An 18022-nucleotide genomic window follows, 5' to 3' on the forward strand; every position below is an offset into this window, starting at 1 on the left:
TCCTCGTATTTGGGGGCAAAGTAGTTGATGACCGCATCGGCTTCTTCACCGGGGTGCAGGGCCCAGCGAATGGTTATGTCTTGTGCTGCAGCAATGGTTGAAACCATCAGGCTACCGGCCACAATGCCCGCTGTCAGAAAAGTGAGTGCACTGCTGCGACGGCGCGGCAACGCGGGTTGAGCCTCATTGATTATCGTCATTGTTGTTCTCCAGTCAGAGGGATACAAACTATTTTACTTTTTTATGAATTAGTAACTAAAACCGCTTGACCGTCCTCAGTCAAGTCAAAGGACTTCAGCCACCTCACAGCGCATTTAGGCAGAATGCGAGATGGAGTTTTCTTCCCTGATGCCTAAGATCATACGAACCGAAGCTAGCAAGTCAATAATTACTTTAAAATGAATTAGTAATTAAAGTAGATCCCTTAGAGCCAATAGCAATAACGCCGGTCCGACACGGCGAGCAATCTTCCAGGTGTCATGCCGCCAGACGCACGGCAGCATGCCGGGCGGAGCCTAAAGGGGAGATCCGTGGCCCAGTGGAATTCGGCAGTTAGTTGACCTGCATCATTCTATGCACCAGATACCGGAGTACAGTGGATCATGCAACGGCTGTATGCACGTTGCATGATCCGGGGCAGTGCCCCTGAAGGAGAAACGCATGAACACCGACACAAATTTGCAAAAATGGCTCATCCTGTTCTTTCGGATTTCAATGGGCTGGGTTTTCCTGAGCGCGGGTCTGCGCCAGGTTCCCGACTCGGACTGGACGGCAGCCGGGTTTATGAGCAGATCAGACAATTTTTCAGCTTTTTTTGATCTGATGTCCTCGCCGCCATTTATCAACTTGATCAATGTGGTGGTTCCCTGGGCACACCTTCTCATTGGTTTAGCCATGATACTTGGCATCGGGATGCGGGTGTCCGCAGTGGGCGGCGGTTTGCTGATGTTCTTGTACTACATACCGCGGTTTGAATTCCCGGACGTGATTGTGGAATATCACTTGGTTTATACAGCCATCATCATCTACCTGGCAGCGGTACGGGCAGGTCAGATTTACGGAATTGAAAGCTGGGTATTGGAAAAATCACCATTGAATGGACTTTTCCAGCGCAATCAATGGCTTCGCGAAATCGTCAAGTAATCCTGATGGGCCCTGAAGGGGCCCTCAGGCCAATGTTGCTGACTGAAACGGAAAGGCCTTCTGAATCCCTCCGCCATAGCTTTTACCAAGTCACAACCAGTAGCAGCGCTGTCATTGACCACTGGTCGCCCGTGAACGCCACTGGCGAACGAAAGCAGCGCTGCGTAACAAGAACACCCCCACAAGCAGTATCACAAAAGGCCATTGCAGTGGATTGGGTTCCAGCATCGGACGCCGGACATCGAGAAAATGAATAAACAGAAAATAGCCAACATGGACAACGACAAGCCACCAGAACACCACCGCGCCCCGGTGCAACTGCTGCCAGACGGTGGGGGTCAGCCAGCGCACGGCACGGTCGCTGGAGCTGAGCATCAGCAGCAGACCAAACACCAACGCCAGTATGCCCACGGCATTGGCCAGGCCGAAACCATGCTGATGCATGATGTAGCGGCGAAACATCGGGCTGTACTCGAAACCGAACAGCCGAATCAGATTCCACTCCACCCAAGCATGCAGAATGACGGCCAGATGCGCCAATGCCCAGACCATGGCCCAGATGCCCACCTGGCGACGCCACACTACCCAACCCCGTACACGCGGAAACAGCACCGCCAGCGGCCCCAGTGTCAGGGCAAGCGCCAGCAGCACCAGAGCTGTATCACCAAAGGCCCGGTTCCAGCGATGCAGCGGCTCCCATTGACAGTGCACCAGGCTGAACAGGCCGATCAGGATCGCGCTCAACAGGAAAACCAGCAAGTGCCGGTAACGTGCACTTGGAATTCGAAAGCAGTGCATCATACATACTTTTCCTTCGCCGATACTGTGAGTGCATCACGTTACTTTATAACACTTATTGACTACCACGATGAGCTGCTTATTCCATCAAATGAATAACGACAGGTGCATTCCGCCTGAACATCATTGAAGGTGTGATGCCGAATGCCTCACGAAACACCCGCGTGAAGTGTGCCGCATCGGAAAAGCCTGCCGTTGAAGCCGCTTCGGTCAATGTCCCGCCATCTCGCGCAATGATGACCGCAGCTCGCAATCGAGCCCACAGCACAAATCGGCGCATGGGTATACCAATGAGGTCGGGAAACGCATGGCTGAGCCAGCTCTCAGAGGCAGCACTGGCGGCAGCCACAGCGCCGATGCTGACATCACCCTCGATATTCTGGTGGATATAAACCAGCGCCCGCTGGAGGCGAGCGTCCAGTGAGCGACTGTCTGATGCCCTCTGGTACCAGGGCAATGCCTTGACGAAGGCTTGTGCCGAGTTCACATCCACCTGGCGACAAAGTATGAGTGTCCGCGCCGCTTCGAGCTCTACTGGCAACCTGGCATGCACAAACGGTTGATGGCCAAACCAGCTGCAGGCGTTGGCGCATTCACGGCTCTCTGCGTCGGTATACAGAAGACAGCAGGGAGCGAGGGACGCGCACAAGGCATGCGGTGTATCGGGCTGAATCCAGGCAAAGTCACCCTCAATGCGTTGTCCGTTGTCTAGATTTCTGAACACAACAGGCCCGCCAAGACCCAGTGCAAACTGGCTGGCATGATGTTGATGTGGCTCTGTTTCTATAGCTGGACCGACAATCAGCAATCGGTGCGACCAGAAAAATAGCTGAAATACGTTCATGAAAGCCATTCTGCCAGATTATTCAATTCATACCCCGAACAGTCAGACATGCTATGGGCTTCAAGACAAGCGTCAACGGGAGTTCTGACATAATGACACAAGCTATTCTGCGCTACGGGTCCTGGCCCATGCTGTTTCTGGGCATGAGTGCCTGGATCATTCATCTTGCAGCCACAGATCACGGTATTCTGCCGATGCTCGGCGTGCTTGCCCTGACAATGGCCCTCACATTTCTGATCGAGCACCTCATCCCCTACCAACCCAATTGGAACCGGTCGCATAAGGACGTTCGGAGAGACTGGCTGCATGCCATAGTCAACCTGACACTCAATCGAGCTCTTCTCTGGACACTCCCCCTGTTTGCCTGGATGAGTATGTCGGACAACGTCTGGCCCGCTGACTGGCCCTTCTGGGTACAGGTCGTATTCGCCATATTAATTCTGGATATGGGTATCGCGGCGGCACATCATGCAAGTCACAAATTCCATACACTGTGGGCTTTGCACGCCGTCCACCACAGCGTCAAACGCCTCTACGGTTTCAATGGGCTGATGAAGCACCCACTGCACCAGTTGGTCGAAACACTGACCGGCGTTCTGCCGCTGCTTCTGCTGGGCATCCCGTTTGAAGTGGCTATCACACTGCCGTTTCTGGTTTCACTATCGCTGCTGGCTCAGCACAGTAATGCAGACTACAGACTGGGCCCCCTCAAATTCGTGTTCGCTCATGCTGAGACACACCGCTTCCATCATACCAACGACAAGAATGGCAACTACAACTATGGCCTGTTCACCAACCTGTATGACCTGCTGATGGGCACTTTCCATTATCAGGAAGGTGCGACGCCCAGCACCAGTACCGAACTGGGTATAGGTGGTCGAGATGACTACCCGAAGGACTACAGGGTGCAGTTGATTCAGCCTTTTCTCGATATGCAAAGCCCGAGACCCATGCCGGACTCAAGACCGAGGAGAACAAAGACTTGACCTTCCAGTAACTGGAAAGTCTAGACTGGCATCAAGAACATGACAGGGTCGCCAGAATTGATTGACCCGTCTCCAAACAGAGGGCCTGAACATGTCGGACGCACACGCCAAGCAAACCGCAACACTGACTACCGTCAAGCTGACGGTGCCGGGTATGGGATCGGATCACTGCGCCGGCATAGTGCGCAGCAGTCTGGAGCGACTGCCGGGCATTGCCGATATTCACACCAACATCAGCAACCACCGAGTCACGGTCACCTTGCAGGAGGATGGCCCGGATGCCGACAGGCTGCGGCAAACAGTCGAGAATGCCGGCTATGATGTGGCCCGAGTGGCTGGTGGTGAAGAACAGGACATTCAGGCCGAGGCGGAGGTTGAGGAAGCCTACCTCAAGCAGGCCTGGCGGCGTTTCTGGATTGCCGCCATTCCCACCACCCTGATCATGCTACTGATGATACCGCACATGTTCATTGCGCCGGTGCCGGGCTATCTGGGCATCGTGGCGGTACTGGCATTTCCGGTTGTCTTCCTGCTCGGCGGCGCGGCGACGCACCGGGCCAGTTGGAAGTCTTTGAAAAATCGCACCTTCAACATGGATGTACTGATCAGCCTGGGCAGTCTGCCGCCCTTCTTCATCGGGCTGGTCGGCTTCTTCTACCCCATGACCTCCTTTATCGAGATGGCCGCCACCATCATGACGTTCCACCTGCTGGGTCGCTATCTGGAAGCGAAAGCCAAGGGACGAGCCTCCCAGGCCATTCGCAAGCTGCTGGACATGGGCGCCCGCACAGCCCGTATCGAACGCGACGGACAGGAAGAAGAGGTCGATATCCGGGAGCTGCAACCGGGTGACATCATGGTGGTGCGCCCCGGCGAGAAGATCCCCACCGACGGTGAAGTCGTGGACGGCCGCAGCTATATCGACGAGTCTCTGGCTACCGGTGAGTCCGTGCCGGTGGAAAAAACCGTGGGCGACACCGTTATCGGCGCCACCATCAACAGCGAAGGTCGCCTGCGGGTGAAAGCCACCCGCATCGGCAATGACACCTTTCTGTCTCAGGTCATCCGCATGGTGGAGCAGGCTCAGGGCTCCCAGGTGCCGATTCAGGAGTTTGCCGACCGCATGACCGGTCGCTTTGTGCCTGCTGTGATTCTGATCGCCATTGGCAGCATGCTGGTCTGGTGGACCATCCCCGATCTGCTGCGACCCATACTGGAGTGGGGTTCCGCCTTCCTGCCCTGGGTCAATCCGGATGTTTCCACCCCGCTGCTGGGTATTCTCGCTGCCATCGCCGTGCTGGTCATTGCCTGCCCCTGTGCTCTGGGCCTCGCCACACCGACCGCTCTGATGGTGGGCTCCGGTCTGGGGGCCGAACGAGGTATCTTGATCCGCTCCGGCGCAGCCATTCAGTCGTTCAAGGACATCAAGGTCATGGTGCTCGACAAGACCGGCACCATTACCCGCGGAGAACCCAAACTGACCGATGTCGCGCCTGCTTCCGGTGTACAGAGGAACGAATTGCTGCGCTGGGCAGCAGCGCTGGAGAACGCCTCCGAACACCCGATTGCCCAGGCCATCGTGGCCGGAGCCCGCGCCGATGGAATCGAGCCGGAAGCCGTCGAAGACTTTCACTCCACCGCAGCACGTGGTGTGGCCGGGCAGGTAGGCGGACAGGCTGTGCTCATCGGCAACCGACGCCTGCTGGCAGAGGAACAGGTACAGGGGCTCGAAGCTTTGGATGCCGACCTGAATCGGCTGGAAAGCCAGGGCCGCACAGTGGTACTGGTCGCGGTGGATGGTATGGCCCGTGGGTTGCTGGCCGTTGCCGATACCCTCAAGGAGGAATCCATCGACGCCATACGCGGGATGCACGAGAAGGGTCTGCATGTGGTCATGGTGACCGGCGACAACGAGCGCGCAGCCCGGGCCATCGCCGACCAGGTCGGCATTGACGAAGTCCAGGCGGGCGTATTGCCGGAAGGCAAGGTCGATGCCATCAAGGCGCTGCAGGAACGCTTCGGCGAGCATGTGGCCATGGTGGGCGACGGCATCAATGACGCCCCGGCGCTCAAACAGGCCAATGTGGGCATTGCCATCGGTGCCGGTGCCGATATCGCCATAGAGGCAGCCGATGTCACTCTGGTACGCGGGGAACTGACAGGTGTGGTGGAGGCCATGGCATTGTCACATGCCACCTTTGGCAAAATTGTGCAGAACCTGATCTGGGCCAGCGTCTATAATGTAGCGGCCATACCGATTGCTGCCCTGGGCCTGCTGCACCCCATGATCGGGGTCATCGCCATGACGGCCAGCTCGCTGTCAGTGATCGGCAACTCCATACTGTTGCGGCGTCGGTTTCGCCGTGCACAGACCGTGTAAATGAAGGAGACGACGACATGATGAGTTGGGAAACTGAATGGGCCGGGCACGGTATCGGCATGCTGATCATGCTGGTTATTGTGCTGCTGCCGTTCTGGCGCATTACGAAGAAAGCCGGTTTTTCCGGTTTCTGGAGCCTGCTGATGTTTGTGCCCCTGGCGAACATACTGTTTCTGTATTACCTCGCCTTTGCCCGCTGGCCCAATGCCCGCCGCTGACCAGGCGGCCCACTGAGTAGACCGATGGTATGATACGGCTCAATGCCCAATCGACAAGACGCCTCTTGGCTGCACTGCTGGTGCTGGTCATGGGCGTGATTGGGCCCGTGCAGGCCTCTGTTCATGCCGGGGGCATGGCAGGTCATGCAGCTCATTCGGACGCCGTCGAATCTGTCCTGGCCGCATCGCTGCCTGCGCATGCCGGGCATGAACACTCTGTGCACCCGGCGAACGCCCTCTCAGGAGTCGACAGCCCCTGCGTTGAGCTCTGCCTGCTGATCTCCCTGGCTCCGTCCATCAGCATGGAACTTTCCCAGCCAGGGGCAGATACTGTACTTTCCGCTCCCGCAGGCGCCCCCGTTGCGCAGGGTCAGCCTGCCACCCCGCCACCAAAACACCTGTTCTGAACCAACACCTGCGGTTTATCTCAATTTAACGAGCCGACAGCAGCACCCGCTATACGGGCGACGCTGGCTGTCTGCCAGAACAGGTACAACACCATGAAAACAACCATCCGCACAATTGCAGCTCTCGGGCTGCTGACCGCATCCACCGCTGCCCTCGCGGGTTGCTCACATCCTCATCACGGCGATCGACATGACGAGCATGCCGGGCCCGGCATGATGATGCAGCACGGCGGACACATGATGATGCACAACAGAATGAGTAGCTCTCACGGTCGCCATGAAGGCATGCATGGCAACGTACACCAGATGGGCGAGAACCATCCCTTCATGCACGACCATCAACGGATGATGGACGACATGCACAGCATGGAACTGACCGGAGATGCCGACTACGACTTTGTCAGAGGCATGATTCCGCACCACCAGGGTGCCATCGATATGGCGGAAACGCTGCTGGCCGAGGGCACGGACCCGGATCTGCTGGCCCTGGCGGAAGAGATCATTCAGGCTCAGGAAACCGAAATCGCAGAGATGGAAGCCTGGCTGGCCGCCTATGGCGACCCGCGACCGAGCAGCCATGCTGCCGACATCCGATCCGGCTATGAGCGTGCCAACTCCCGCATGATGCGCGACATGATGGTTGAGGCAACGGGTGACATCGATCGCGACTTTGTACTGGGCATGATCCCGCATCATGAAGCCGCCATCGACATGGCCTATATCCTGTTGCGCTACAGCGAAGACACCGAGCTGCGGACCCTGGCAGAGGCCGTGATCCGGGAGCAGGAGCGTGAAATTCGCGACATGCGCGCCTGGCTGGCGCAGTAATGTCCAGATTTTCAATTTATTCGATATTGGTAAGGACAATGTCATGAACAGATCTATTCACAAACCCGTCATTCTTGGCTCCGCTTCCGCAGCAGCGCTGGTGGTAGCAGCCGCCGTCATGCTGTATCCCAACGCGGATGCGACACTGTCTGCATCGGAGTCAGCACCACAGCCAGCGCAGATTCCCGAGCGACAGGTTACCATGTACAGCGACCCCAACTGCGGATGTTGTGGAGACTGGGCTCAGTATCTCTCGGAACAGGGTTACATCGTGTCGGTAGAGCACGTGGATGACATGTTGCAGTTCAAGGCTGAACACCAGGTTCCGCAGAACATGCGATCCTGCCACACGGCCCTGATTGATGGCCACGTGATTGAAGGGCATGTGCCCGTCTCGGCCATTGAGCAATTCCTGACCGAACCCCTGCCCTTCGGTGAAGCAACCGCAGGGCTGGCGGTGCCGGGCATGCCGCTGGGTTCGCCGGGCATGGATGTCGGCCGCTATCAGGACTTTGATGCTGTCGCGTTTACCAGCGAGGGTGAAACGGCTATGGTCAGCGAATATCGCTTCTAATGTCCTGACAGGTCAGGTCGCCATGGCTTCACGCAGGCCGGTCGAGAGCTGACTCAGTTCCTCGGCCTGCTGACGCAGGGCGGCCTGGCTGTCGATCAGGAAGTCGGCGGCCTCGCTCTGGGCACGGCTGATATCGAGCAGGGTCTGGCTCTCGCCGGCAACGGCCGATACCGCTTCGTTCTGCTCGTTGATGCGGCGGGTCACCTCATTCAGGCGACTGCTGATACCGTTGACCGAGGTCACGACATGGTCCAGGGTGTCGCGGGCTCGCCCCACCACCTGAATGCCCTCTTCGATATCTTCCGTGCTCCGGGTCACCAGGGTGCGGATTTCATTGGCGGCGCTGTCGGAGCGCTGAGACAACGTACGCACCTCGTCGGCCACTACCGCAAAACCGCGCCCGGCTTCACCGGCCCGAGCCGATTCGATGGCGGCATTGAGCGCCAGCAGATTGGTCTGGGCGGCCAGATCATTGATCATGCGCGTAGCTTCCTCTATGCGGTCATTGCTGGTCTTGATCTTGTCCATGCCGTTGACCACTGCCACCATGGCTTCGGCGCTGTCACTGCCGGCACCGGCGGCCCGGTCCGACTCCGAATCCAGCTCGCGCAAGGTCTGATTGCCTTCACTCAATGCGGCCACTACCTGCCCGAGGCGCTGATCAAAATCCTGTGCTGCTGTCTGCAGGTGTCCGGCCTGATTCTGTATCTGCTCGCTGTGCGCCTGCACCTGCTCTTGCAGCGTCATCAGTTGCCGGCTGCCTTCTGCCAGCCCGGTGGCCCCTTCCTCCGTCTGCGCCAGCACCGCGCGCAGATGTCCGGCCTTGGCTTCCACCGCTGCGGCACTGCGCTCGGCTTCCTGCAAAGCCGTCTGTGTGGTCTGGAAAGACTGCTCTCGTATACGCTGACTGAACAGCTGCACGACCCAGACCAGAATCATGGGCAGCAGGAAGCCGGACCAGGTTTCTACCCGCCAGGCTTCGGCGCTCAGTTCCGGGCTGGGCAGTTGCACGCCACGGGTGTCCCAGTGGATGAACAGGCCCAGCATGGCCACGAAAACCAGTGCCCAGCCCAGGGCTGACCGCGCATCGGCCATGAAATAGGCCCCGACCAGCAGCGCTATGACCCACAGCAAGTGCGGCGACTCCAGGCCGCCGGTCTGGTACACCATGTTCAGCGCATGCAGGGCAAAGCCGGCCAGGGTCAGATTCACGGCCAGCCACACCGGGGCCCGCAAGCGCAAAGCAAGACTGGCACTGAATGTCAGAAGAAACAGCGCAGCGGAGCTCACCACCAGGGGTGCCAGCCCATGCCCCTGCCACTTGATGAAACTGTAGGTGGCGACAACCAGGCCAAAGAAACCGAACACCAGCACAATCTGTTGCTGTGGATGATGGCCGTCCCGGAAATCCGTACCAGGCGGCGAGAAGAGCCCGACGTAGGCACTGATGGGATTCATGAAAGGCACTCCGGTGATTAATGATCGCTCAACCGGCAGTATCCGCACCGAGATGATGCTGCGCAAACCCCACGCCCTGATTGCTGACGTGGGGGCACGAATCTGTTCAATCGGCAGCCGGAATGATCAACTGCAACCCGTCAACGGACGCCAGACAGACCCTGCTGCTGGCAGATCTCTGGTCACTCCTGAAGTCTGCATTGCCACCGCCTGCACGGCCTCGGCGACATGGTCCACCTCGGCCAGCGTCATCATGGGATGAAAGCTGAGACGGACCCAGCCAGGCTTGGCGGCCAGATCGCCCTGATCGAGCTGACAGGTAATGCGCTGGCTGGCAGCGCGGTCGATGTCGAGCAGGTAGTGCCCATAGGTCCCGGCACAGGCGCACCCGCCTCTGGCCTCGATGCCCCAGTCCCGGCTCAGCCGCTGCACCGCCGTACTGTAATGGACATGCTCGAACAGCAGTGAAAACACGCTCAGGCGCTGCCGCTGATGGTTCGCCAGTACCTGCACACCGCTACAGTCATCCAGGCGGGCAAAGAAGGCCTGATTCAGTATCTGCTCGCGGGTGGCCATGGCGGCCACCCCCATTTCATCCTTCAACTGTGCAGCCAGAGCGGCCTTGATGGCCTGCAATATACCCGGCGTGCCCCCTGACTCGCGTTCGGCAATGTCGTCAAAGTAGCGATGCTCACCCCAGGGATTGGTCCACAGCACGGTGCCACCGCCAGGCTGATCCGGCACCCTGTTGTGATACAGGCTGCGGTTGAATACCAGCACGCCGGAGCTGCCCGGTCCGCCCAGAAACTTGTGCGGCGAGAAAAACACGGCATCCAGCGGCTCATCGTCTGCCGGATGCATGTCGATGTCGACATAGGGGGCAGCGCAGGCAAAATCGACCAGACAATAGCCCTGATGGCGATGCAACAAGCGTGCAATGGCACGATACGGCGCGGCCACCCCGGTCACATTGCTGGCGGCGGTGACCGAAGCCAGCAACAGGGGCCTGTCGGCCTGCTGCTCCAGATCATCGGCCAGCCATGACAGGTCCACCTCGCCATTGTCTGTGGGCGGTATCACCCGCACCTCGGCCAGTGTTTCCAGCCAGGGGGTATGGTTGGAGTGGTGCTCCATATGGGTGATGTATACCAGCGGTCGGGCAGACCGCTGCGCCAGCACAGTCGCCCGGTGCTGTTCGTGAACCCAGAGGCCCAGCATTCGAATCAGCTTGGCCAGCGCTGCGGTCATGCCGTTGCCCACAAACAACAGCACATCAGCGTCGCTGGCATTGACGTGCCGGCGTAATCCGGCCTCGGCTAACTGCAGCGCCCGGGTCATGTATTGCCCGCTGAGGCTGTCCTCGGTGTGGGTGTTGGCCATCCAGGGGCCGAATTCCTCTGTCAGTCGCGCCTCAACAGGGCGATACAGACGGCCGCTGGCGGTCCAGTCAGCGTAGATCCGGTCTCCCGGCAGGTTGATGGTGTGGGCGCGAATCCGAGTCCAGTCGGTCTGGGGCGCTACGGCCTGAGCAGTCATGAGTGCAGCTTCCTGTTGAGCATTCAAGGCAGCTCAGTATGCCCCGGCACTCGGCAGAAAGTGTTTCAAATTTTGCGCAAAAGACACTATATTAAGGTATAATATTTCATATATAACGACTATAAAGGTATAAATTTGCCAGATGCTATTGATCGCGAACTGCTGCGGCTGCTGCAGCAGGATGCCACCCTCTCCGTTGCCGCCCTGGCAGAAAAGGTCAACCTGAGTACCAGCCCCTGCTGGCGGCGTATCCAGGCCCTGGAAGACAGTGGCTATATTCGCAAGCGGGTGGCACTGCTGAACCGGGCGCCGCTGAACCTGGGCATTGACGTGTTCGTATTCATCAAGACCAATGAACACAATGATGTCTGGTTGCAGGATTTCAGCGACGCCATCGCGGACATGTCGGAGGTCATGGAGGCCTATCGCATGAGCGGCGACGTGGACTACCTGCTACGGGTCGTGGTGGAGGACATTGCGGCCTATGACCGCTTTTACAAGCGGCTGGTCAGTCGCGTTCGGCTGTCGGATGTCAGCAGCGGGTTTGCCATGGAGCAGCTCAAGTACACCACCGAGCTGCCCCTCTGAACGCAGCCCGAATCAGGCCTGACCCGCACGCAGAAAATCGAGACGCTGCTGCCAGACCCTGTCACTGTGCGGACCAATCCAGATAAAATGACTGTCCGACGGCACCGACACCAGCTCGGCTCCGGGCACCTCAGCGCGAACACGCTCCGCGTGAGCCGGTGGGACGGTTCTGTCGTTCGGGGAATAGAACGCGAGCACCGGCACTGATATTGCGGACAGGTCGGACACCGCATGCTCCAGATCCAGCACGAAACCCTGGCCGGAACTGGATGTCATGAACACCCGGCGCACAAAGGCCCTATCTTCGGCGGACATGCGCTGCAGAACTGCGCTCGCATCCAGGGTCGTCATCTCGGCCAGCATGGCCTTCATGGCCAGATTGGGCGCCAGCTTCAGCAACCCTCGAACCATGGCCCAGGTGAACCCCTGTGAGGGGCCGAACAGACGGCTGGCGCGGCGCTTGATGGCCGGTTCCCACGGCAGGGTCATGGCGCATTCCAGCACCAGCCGCCGCACCCGATCCGGACGCCTTGAAGCCAGCGCCAGGGCGGTCGGGCCAGCGGCAGAGATGCCGATTACATCCACCGTGTCGATATCCAGAGCATCGAGCAGGGCCACCATGGCATCTGCCGCGGCCTGTGCCGTTTTGCCGACCGTGGGCGGCGTATCGTCATAGCCGGGGCGAGACGGCGTCAGCACCGTAAACCCCTCTGCGACCAGAGCTTCATGCCCGAAGCGGCTGTCCCGACTGGCATGACCTCCGTTCAGTACCAGAATGACCGGGCAAGGCGCTGCGCTCTCTGCCGACTGCCCTGGCTCCAGGCGATATTCAATAGGGCCGACAACGGTTTCGGCAATCTGCTGCATCTTCGATGTCTCTGTAACAGGAAAACGCCAAGCTTGCCGTCAGCATCAGCCAAGGTCAATAAACTATTGATATTAGTTTACTTATTCATATTGCTGGAGAACTGGCTATGCCCACAGTGGCTCGCTACCCTAAAACCCCTCTGCTCGCAGCCTCTGTACTGAGCCTGACCGTACTGACGGCCTGTCAGTCGCTGCCAGACCCTGACCCGGAGATATTCGCCATGCCTGACACCCGAACACTGCAGACCAACGGCGGCACGCTGGCCTACGATCTTCAGGGCGAAGGCCCGCTGGTCGTGCTGCTGCCCGGTCTGGGCGACCTGCGTCAGAGCTACCGCTTCCTGGCACCGGAACTGGCCGATGCCGGCTACACAGTGGTCACCATGGACCTGCGGGGACATGGCGAAACCAGCGTCCCCTGGGCCAGCTACAGTACCGAAGATGTCAGTCAGGATCTGCTCGCCCTGATCGATCATCTCGAGCGCGGGCCGGCAGCGGTCGTCGGCAACTCCTTCAGTGCCGGGGTTGCCGTCTGGGCCGCCACCGAACAGCCCGAAGCGGTCACTGCCATTTCCATGATCGGCCCCTTTGTGCGGGATCATGAAGCCGGCCTGATCAGGCGTTCGGTGATGGGCGCCAGCATGGCTGTCATGTTCAATGGCCCCTGGAAGGTGCGCTCCTGGCTCTGGTTCCACGGCACCCTGTTCACCGATGAAAAGCCGGCCGACCATGAACAGTACCGGGCTCACCTGCATGCGAATCTGTCGGAGCCGCATCGCTTCGATGCCGTCAAGCAGATGATTGACCGGAGTGACGCTGCGGTGGAAGCCCGGCTGCCCCAGGTGATACAGCCCACCCAGATCATCATGGGCACGCTGGACCCGGACTACGCAGATCCGGCCGCAGAAGCCGAGTGGATTGCCGAACGGCTCAATGGCCAGGTAGCGCTGATCGAGGACGCCGGTCATTACCCGCAGGCAGAAAAACCTGCAGAAACGCTGCAGGCCCTGTTACCCTTTCTGCGCAATGCCATAGCGGCAGTTCAATAGCGAAGCAAAGATACAGATGGCCAGACGCCCGGGAATCACTCGAGACAGGATTATAGAAGCCAGCCTGCTGCTGATTCAGCAGCGCGGTGAATCCGCCCTGACGCTCGCCGCTCTGGCCAAGCATTTCGGGGTGCGGCCACCGTCACTGTACAATCATGTCTCGGGGCTGCCTGGCCTGAAGCGGGAACTCCGCCTGCACGGCCTGAACCTGCTGGCGGCTGAACTCCAGCAGTCTGCGATGGGCAATTCGGGTAGCGCAGCATTGACCGAACTCTGTCATGCCTACCGGCACTTTGCGCAACAGCAACCGGCCCTGTATCGCCTGACGCTGGCGTCAACGGAGAACGACGATGCCGAATTGCAGGCCGCAGGGCAGGCCGGACTGGATGCTGTGCTTTCCATACTGAAGGGGTACCGCCTGCGGGGCGACGAGGCCCTGCATGCCATCCGCTGCCTGCGCAGCGCCCTGCATGGCTTTGTATCACTGGAGATAGAAGGCGGGTTCGCCATGCCGCTGGATCTGGACGCCAGCTTCGGGCATCTGATTCAGCAACTGGATCGGATGCTGACAAACTGGCAGACATAAAAAACCGCCGGTCGGTTCAGCACCGCCGGCGGTGAAAGTGATGATCAGACGAGGGTACTACTGACCAATCACCCGTCGGAACAGAGCACGCACTACGCGTGCCTTTTCCTCGCGGACCTTGCGCTCGACCCAGCGGGTCTCTACCCGGTCTTCTGACCAGGCAGTTACGGTGCGGGCAGAGCGACCTGAAGTCTGGCCTGATACCAGGCCGCCCAGCAGGAAGGCAGGACGGTAGGCGTTGAAGGAAGTGTTCTGCAGTTCGCGGCTCATATGATGTCCTCCTCTTGGTCTGATGGGCCTGTCGATTAACTGAGTGCATGCTATTCTGAAAGGGCTGTGCAGAAAATCCCCAATTCAGTCAAACGGAGTTTGCAAAATCGAACAGAACAGATCGAACCCCCAGAGGCCCCGCCGCAGCAAGCTGTGGAGCCAGGGGTCACCGAGCAAGGTACATTGGGATGATTTCGAAACCGTCCTGGCCATTGCCGAGACCGGCTCGCTGTCTGGCGCGGCCCGGCGCCTCAAGGTCAATCATGCCACCGTATTCCGGCGTCTGGGCGATATCGAAAAGCGCCTGGGCGTGATTCTGTTTGATCGCTCCAGACGGGGTTACAAGCCCACACAGGCCGGGGAAGAAATGGCCGATACCGCAGCTCGCATCGAGGAAGAAGTGATCTCCGCCGCCCGCCGCATTGCCGGGCGGGACCTGCAGCCCGCCGGTGCCGTCTGGATCACCACCACGGATTCTCTGCTGGCGGGACTGCTGTCGCCATTGCTCGGTCAGTTCCGGCAGCAGTACCCGGACATCACGCTGGATATCGCGGTGTCACATCAGTTGTTCAATCTGACCAAGCGGGAAGCCGATGTGGCCATCAGGCCCACCAACAACCCGCCGGAGAACCTGGTGGGTCGCCGGCTGCTGGACGTCGGCATGGCCATATACGGCGCTGCGGAACTGATCAACCAGCATGCAGAGCTGACAGAGGGACAGGTACCGGGACTGCATGACCTGCCCTGGGTCGGCCCGGGCGCCCACCTGACCGACCTGCCCATGTACGACTGGATGATCGACCAGCAACTGGAAGACCTGTGCCACTATCGGGTGGATTCCGTCAGCGGCATGCTGGCGGGCACCCGGGCCGGTATCGGCGTCTCCGCTCTGCCCTGCTATCTGGCCGACCAGCATGCGGATCTGATCCAGCTCACCGACCCCATTCCCGAACTGACGGTCGGACTGTGGTTTCTGATGCATCCGGACCTGCGGGATGTGGCCCGCATCCGCTCGCTGCTGGACTTCACCACCGATACCGTACGCCTGCAGTCCGAACGGCTGGCGGGACGGCCACTGTAGACTCAGGTCCGATCGACAGCCTCAGAACAGACAGCGCAGAAGTTGCCTGACCCAGAGTGCACGGGCAGCCCTGGCCTGCCGGCTTACTTTCTCGGTACGGATACGATCTCCGGACCAGCGGTAGGCTGCCGGTATCTGGCTCTGCCCCGTCAGGGCGCTGCCGACCAGAAACGCCGGTTGATAATCGACGTCTTGTTGCAATTGTGAACAGGTCTGCTGGCTCATGGTCTGGCCTCCTCTGTTGTTGACCTGTCACACAGGCTACACTTATCATTTGCGCACTATAATTCCATAAATACCGCAGTGGAGTTTGCATAATCGGACAGGATAACGCACTGAACCCACGCGAAGGCGGGCCCTATCGGATCCACTGGGACGACTTCGAGACCGTACTGGCCATTGCCGAGACCGGCTCACTATCGGGTGCTGCCCGGCGCCTGAGTGTCAGTCATGCCACGGTGTTCCGGCGTCTGGGTGAGATCGAGCAGCGGCTGGGTGTCATGCTGTTCGAGCGCTCGCGTACCGGCTACACCCCGACCCTGGCCGGCGAGGAACTGGCCGACAATGCGCGTCAGATGGAAGCCTTCGTGCTCAGCGCGGAGCGCCGTATCGTCGGGCGTGACCTGCAGCCTACCGGCGCCGTCTGGATCACCACCACCGACTCCATGATGGCCGGCCTGCTGGCCCCGCTGTTTGCCGAGTTCCGCACGCGTTACCCCGGCATTACGCTGGATGTCGCCGTCTCCAATCAATTGTTCAACCTGACCAAGCGCGAGGCCGATGTGGCCATCCGGCCTTCCAACTCACCGCCGGATACCCTGGTCGGGCGCAAGCTGGTGGATCTGGGGATGGCGGTCTACGGCGCACGCGGACATGTCGATGCCGAGGCGCTCGACCTGAGTCAGGCCGCCTGGGTCGGCCCGGGCTCAAGGCTGTTTGATCAGCCGCTGATACAGTGGATGTCGGATCACGGCTATCAGGATCTGTGTCAGTTTCGGGTGGATACGCTGATCGGCATGCTGAGCAGCGTCAAGGCGGGGCTGGGGGTGGCGGTATTGCCCTGCTATCTGGCCGATGGCGATCCCGATCTGGTGCAACTGAGTGACCCGATCCCTTCGTTGAGTTATGGCCTGTGGTTCCTGATGCATCCGGACCTCAGGGGCGTGGCGCGGATCAGCTCACTGCTGGAATTCATGACCGAAGCCGTGCGGGCACAGCGGGAACGCCTGGCCGGACGTCCACTCTAGAAAACACCGTCAAATTTTACAAATCCTTGCAGCTTCATGACACCACTTTGACCTGCCAACTGCCACACTGCGAGGCTTACAGGAAGTCGTCATCGTTTTATACAGGAGCTTACCCCATGTTCGGATTGTTCAAATCCTCCTCCGGCCAGTCCAAACCCAAGGATACCCGCAGCCATATTCAGCGCCTGGAAGAAAAGGCCGCCCGCGCGGACGTGCTCGAGCGTGAACTGCTGGGCCTGCGTCAGGAAATGGCAGCTACAGAATTGCGCAAGCGTCAGGACAAGGAAAAAGCCCTGGCCTGGGATCGGTTGCATCTGTCCGTGTCGATGCGGATCACCAGTCTGCCGGCCAGCGAATACAACCACCTGACCTGCCAGTCTCTTGACCGGGCTGCCCTCAACTGGGCTACGGCACTTGACCGCGCCGGACTGCCAGCTGACGGCCTGATCTGGTACCTCGAGGCCGCCAACAACTACAAGGCGACACTGCAGGCTGAAGTGAATGAAGGCCGAACCAGCACCTCGGGTCATCAGCCAGAGCCGACTCAATAGCGCCCGAAGCGGACACTCCGGGCTTCTGGGCTACAGCGCTTCCCAGGACGGCAGCTTGTGGCGGCGGCGGTCAAACTGGTACCAGCCGGCCATGACAACACCGAACAGAAAGCCGGCCGCCAGTGCTGTACTGATGGCCGTGGAAGGGGCCATGCCGTCACTGGACCAGAACAACAGCCACATCAGCAGACCCCAGACCACACCAAAATAGATACCGAAGACCAGTACGGCCTGATGAAACGGCATGAAGTGCGGCGGCCGCATTTCCATGCCCAGCCGCTCTACCAGCCGCATCAGCGGCGGGTAGTAGTTGGCCCGGCGCAAGCCCTTGTCGGCCAGCAGTTGCAGTGCTCTGGTCCGTCGTTGCGCAAACTCGGCGTCCGCCATGTGCAGTAATTCTCCCCTGTGTCCTGATTCAGTATCCCGGCGCCGACCATGCAATGATTGAATGACCGGCAAGCCTGCATTCTGCCTGCAGCCGTCAGACCGGACAACCCTAGTTCCTGCCACAGGCATTTCACCCGCGAAAACTGCCGCTCGTCGCATTGCCCTGCAGCCTGTTGCCAGCGCGTGCACAGTACTGCCTGACAATCTGTCATGACGCAATCAGG

The 18022-nt window shown here is 59.5% G+C and carries 21 protein-coding genes; 12 read left to right on the top strand and 9 right to left on the bottom strand.

Features of this window, described 5'->3' with window-relative positions:
- The coding region (locus E4656_RS19715) for a hypothetical protein (protein ID WP_135485045.1) at nucleotides 1–200 on the bottom strand (200 nt) is incomplete at its 3' end.
- A 460-nt stretch (nucleotides 201–660) separates the two neighbouring features.
- On the opposite strand from E4656_RS19715, the gene E4656_RS19720 reads away from it, so the two are divergent.
- Nucleotides 661–1143, top strand: a complete 483-nt coding sequence (locus tag E4656_RS19720; RefSeq protein ID WP_135485046.1) for a DoxX family protein — start codon at nucleotides 661–663, stop codon at nucleotides 1141–1143.
- Between the two features lie 111 nt (nucleotides 1144–1254).
- Here the strand turns inward: E4656_RS19720 and E4656_RS19725 are convergent, their stop codons facing one another.
- Both E4656_RS19725 and E4656_RS19730 read right to left on the bottom strand, forming a co-directional pair.
- A complete protein-coding gene (locus E4656_RS19725) occupies nucleotides 1255–1944 on the bottom strand; it encodes a ferric reductase-like transmembrane domain-containing protein (RefSeq protein WP_135485047.1) in 690 nt (229 codons plus the stop codon).
- Nucleotides 1945–2020: 76 nt separating this feature from the next.
- Nucleotides 2021–2785 (bottom strand): helix-turn-helix domain-containing protein, encoded by a 765-nt coding sequence (locus E4656_RS19730; protein WP_167856155.1) that lies wholly within the window; start codon nucleotides 2783–2785, stop codon nucleotides 2021–2023.
- A 128-nt stretch (nucleotides 2786–2913) separates the two neighbouring features.
- Between E4656_RS19730 and E4656_RS19735 the strand changes: the two genes are divergently transcribed.
- The 5 genes from E4656_RS19735 to E4656_RS19755 all read left to right on the top strand — a co-directional run bounded on the left by E4656_RS19735 (nucleotide 2914) and on the right by E4656_RS19755 (nucleotide 8178).
- Complete coding sequence (locus tag E4656_RS19735) at nucleotides 2914–3771, top strand: sterol desaturase family protein (RefSeq protein WP_167856156.1); 858 nt, start codon at nucleotides 2914–2916, stop codon at nucleotides 3769–3771.
- 91 nt (nucleotides 3772–3862) lie between these two features.
- Nucleotides 3863–6151, top strand: coding sequence for a heavy metal translocating P-type ATPase (locus tag E4656_RS19740; protein ID WP_135485050.1), 2289 nt, complete (start codon nucleotides 3863–3865; stop codon nucleotides 6149–6151).
- Between the two features lie 17 nt (nucleotides 6152–6168).
- Nucleotides 6169–6369 carry a hypothetical protein gene (locus E4656_RS19745; protein WP_135485051.1) on the top strand — a complete coding sequence of 67 codons (201 nt, stop codon included), beginning with the start codon at nucleotides 6169–6171 and terminating at the stop codon, nucleotides 6367–6369.
- Between the two features lie 500 nt (nucleotides 6370–6869).
- Entirely contained in the window at nucleotides 6870–7604 is a 735-nt protein-coding gene (gene copM, locus E4656_RS19750; protein ID WP_135485052.1) for a CopM family metallochaperone, read from the top strand.
- 43 nt (nucleotides 7605–7647) lie between these two features.
- Nucleotides 7648–8178, top strand: a complete 531-nt coding sequence (locus E4656_RS19755) for a DUF411 domain-containing protein (RefSeq protein ID WP_135485053.1) — start codon at nucleotides 7648–7650, stop codon at nucleotides 8176–8178.
- A gap of 12 nt (nucleotides 8179–8190) precedes the next feature.
- On the opposite strand, the gene E4656_RS20670 is transcribed toward E4656_RS19755, so the two are convergent.
- Together E4656_RS20670 and E4656_RS19765 are read right to left on the bottom strand one after the other, a co-directional pair.
- A complete protein-coding gene (locus E4656_RS20670; RefSeq protein ID WP_135485054.1) occupies nucleotides 8191–9636 on the bottom strand; it encodes a methyl-accepting chemotaxis protein in 1446 nt (481 codons plus the stop codon).
- Between the two features lie 126 nt (nucleotides 9637–9762).
- Nucleotides 9763–11172 (bottom strand): aminotransferase class V-fold PLP-dependent enzyme, encoded by a 1410-nt coding sequence (locus E4656_RS19765; RefSeq protein ID WP_135485055.1) that lies wholly within the window; start codon nucleotides 11170–11172, stop codon nucleotides 9763–9765.
- Nucleotides 11173–11307: 135 nt separating this feature from the next.
- On the opposite strand from E4656_RS19765, the gene E4656_RS19770 reads away from it, so the two are divergent.
- Nucleotides 11308–11760 (top strand): Lrp/AsnC family transcriptional regulator, encoded by a 453-nt coding sequence (locus E4656_RS19770; RefSeq protein ID WP_135485056.1) that lies wholly within the window; start codon nucleotides 11308–11310, stop codon nucleotides 11758–11760.
- Between the two features lie 12 nt (nucleotides 11761–11772).
- Here E4656_RS19770 and E4656_RS19775 read toward each other — a convergent pair whose 3' ends face one another.
- Nucleotides 11773–12627, bottom strand: a complete 855-nt coding sequence (locus E4656_RS19775; RefSeq protein ID WP_135485057.1) for an alpha/beta fold hydrolase — start codon at nucleotides 12625–12627, stop codon at nucleotides 11773–11775.
- Nucleotides 12628–12734: 107 nt separating this feature from the next.
- Between E4656_RS19775 and E4656_RS19780 the strand changes: the two genes are divergently transcribed.
- Nucleotides 12735–13676 (top strand): alpha/beta fold hydrolase, encoded by a 942-nt coding sequence (locus E4656_RS19780; RefSeq protein WP_135485058.1) that lies wholly within the window; start codon nucleotides 12735–12737, stop codon nucleotides 13674–13676.
- 16 nt (nucleotides 13677–13692) lie between these two features.
- Nucleotides 13693–14262: a TetR/AcrR family transcriptional regulator gene (locus tag E4656_RS19785; RefSeq protein ID WP_135485059.1), complete on the top strand. Its 570-nt coding sequence runs from the start codon at nucleotides 13693–13695 to the stop codon at nucleotides 14260–14262.
- A 57-nt stretch (nucleotides 14263–14319) separates the two neighbouring features.
- Here the strand turns inward: E4656_RS19785 and E4656_RS19790 are convergent, their stop codons facing one another.
- On the bottom strand, nucleotides 14320–14532 hold the full coding sequence (locus E4656_RS19790) for a hypothetical protein (protein ID WP_135485060.1): 213 nt from the start codon (nucleotides 14530–14532) through the stop codon (nucleotides 14320–14322).
- A gap of 43 nt (nucleotides 14533–14575) precedes the next feature.
- Between E4656_RS19790 and E4656_RS19795 the strand changes: the two genes are divergently transcribed.
- The gene (locus E4656_RS19795; protein WP_240754045.1) at nucleotides 14576–15613 is read left to right on the top strand and encodes a LysR family transcriptional regulator; all 1038 of its coding nucleotides are present in this window, start codon (nucleotides 14576–14578) and stop codon (nucleotides 15611–15613) included.
- A 21-nt stretch (nucleotides 15614–15634) separates the two neighbouring features.
- On the opposite strand, the gene E4656_RS19800 is transcribed toward E4656_RS19795, so the two are convergent.
- Entirely contained in the window at nucleotides 15635–15838 is a 204-nt protein-coding gene (locus tag E4656_RS19800; RefSeq protein WP_135485061.1) for a hypothetical protein, read from the bottom strand.
- Nucleotides 15839–15978: 140 nt separating this feature from the next.
- On the opposite strand from E4656_RS19800, the gene E4656_RS19805 reads away from it, so the two are divergent.
- Both E4656_RS19805 and E4656_RS19810 read left to right on the top strand, forming a co-directional pair.
- On the top strand, nucleotides 15979–16860 hold the full coding sequence (locus E4656_RS19805) for a LysR family transcriptional regulator (RefSeq protein WP_338090059.1): 882 nt from the start codon (nucleotides 15979–15981) through the stop codon (nucleotides 16858–16860).
- Between the two features lie 116 nt (nucleotides 16861–16976).
- Nucleotides 16977–17411, top strand: coding sequence for a hypothetical protein (locus E4656_RS19810; protein ID WP_135485063.1), 435 nt, complete (start codon nucleotides 16977–16979; stop codon nucleotides 17409–17411).
- 30 nt (nucleotides 17412–17441) lie between these two features.
- Here the strand turns inward: E4656_RS19810 and E4656_RS19815 are convergent, their stop codons facing one another.
- Nucleotides 17442–17798, bottom strand: coding sequence for a DUF6404 family protein (locus E4656_RS19815; RefSeq protein ID WP_135485064.1), 357 nt, complete (start codon nucleotides 17796–17798; stop codon nucleotides 17442–17444).
- Nucleotides 17799–18022 lie beyond the last annotated feature (224 nt).

It is taken from the genome of Natronospirillum operosum (assembly GCF_004768465.1).
GTDB classification, from domain to species: Bacteria; Pseudomonadota; Gammaproteobacteria; order Pseudomonadales; family Natronospirillaceae; genus Natronospirillum; species Natronospirillum operosum.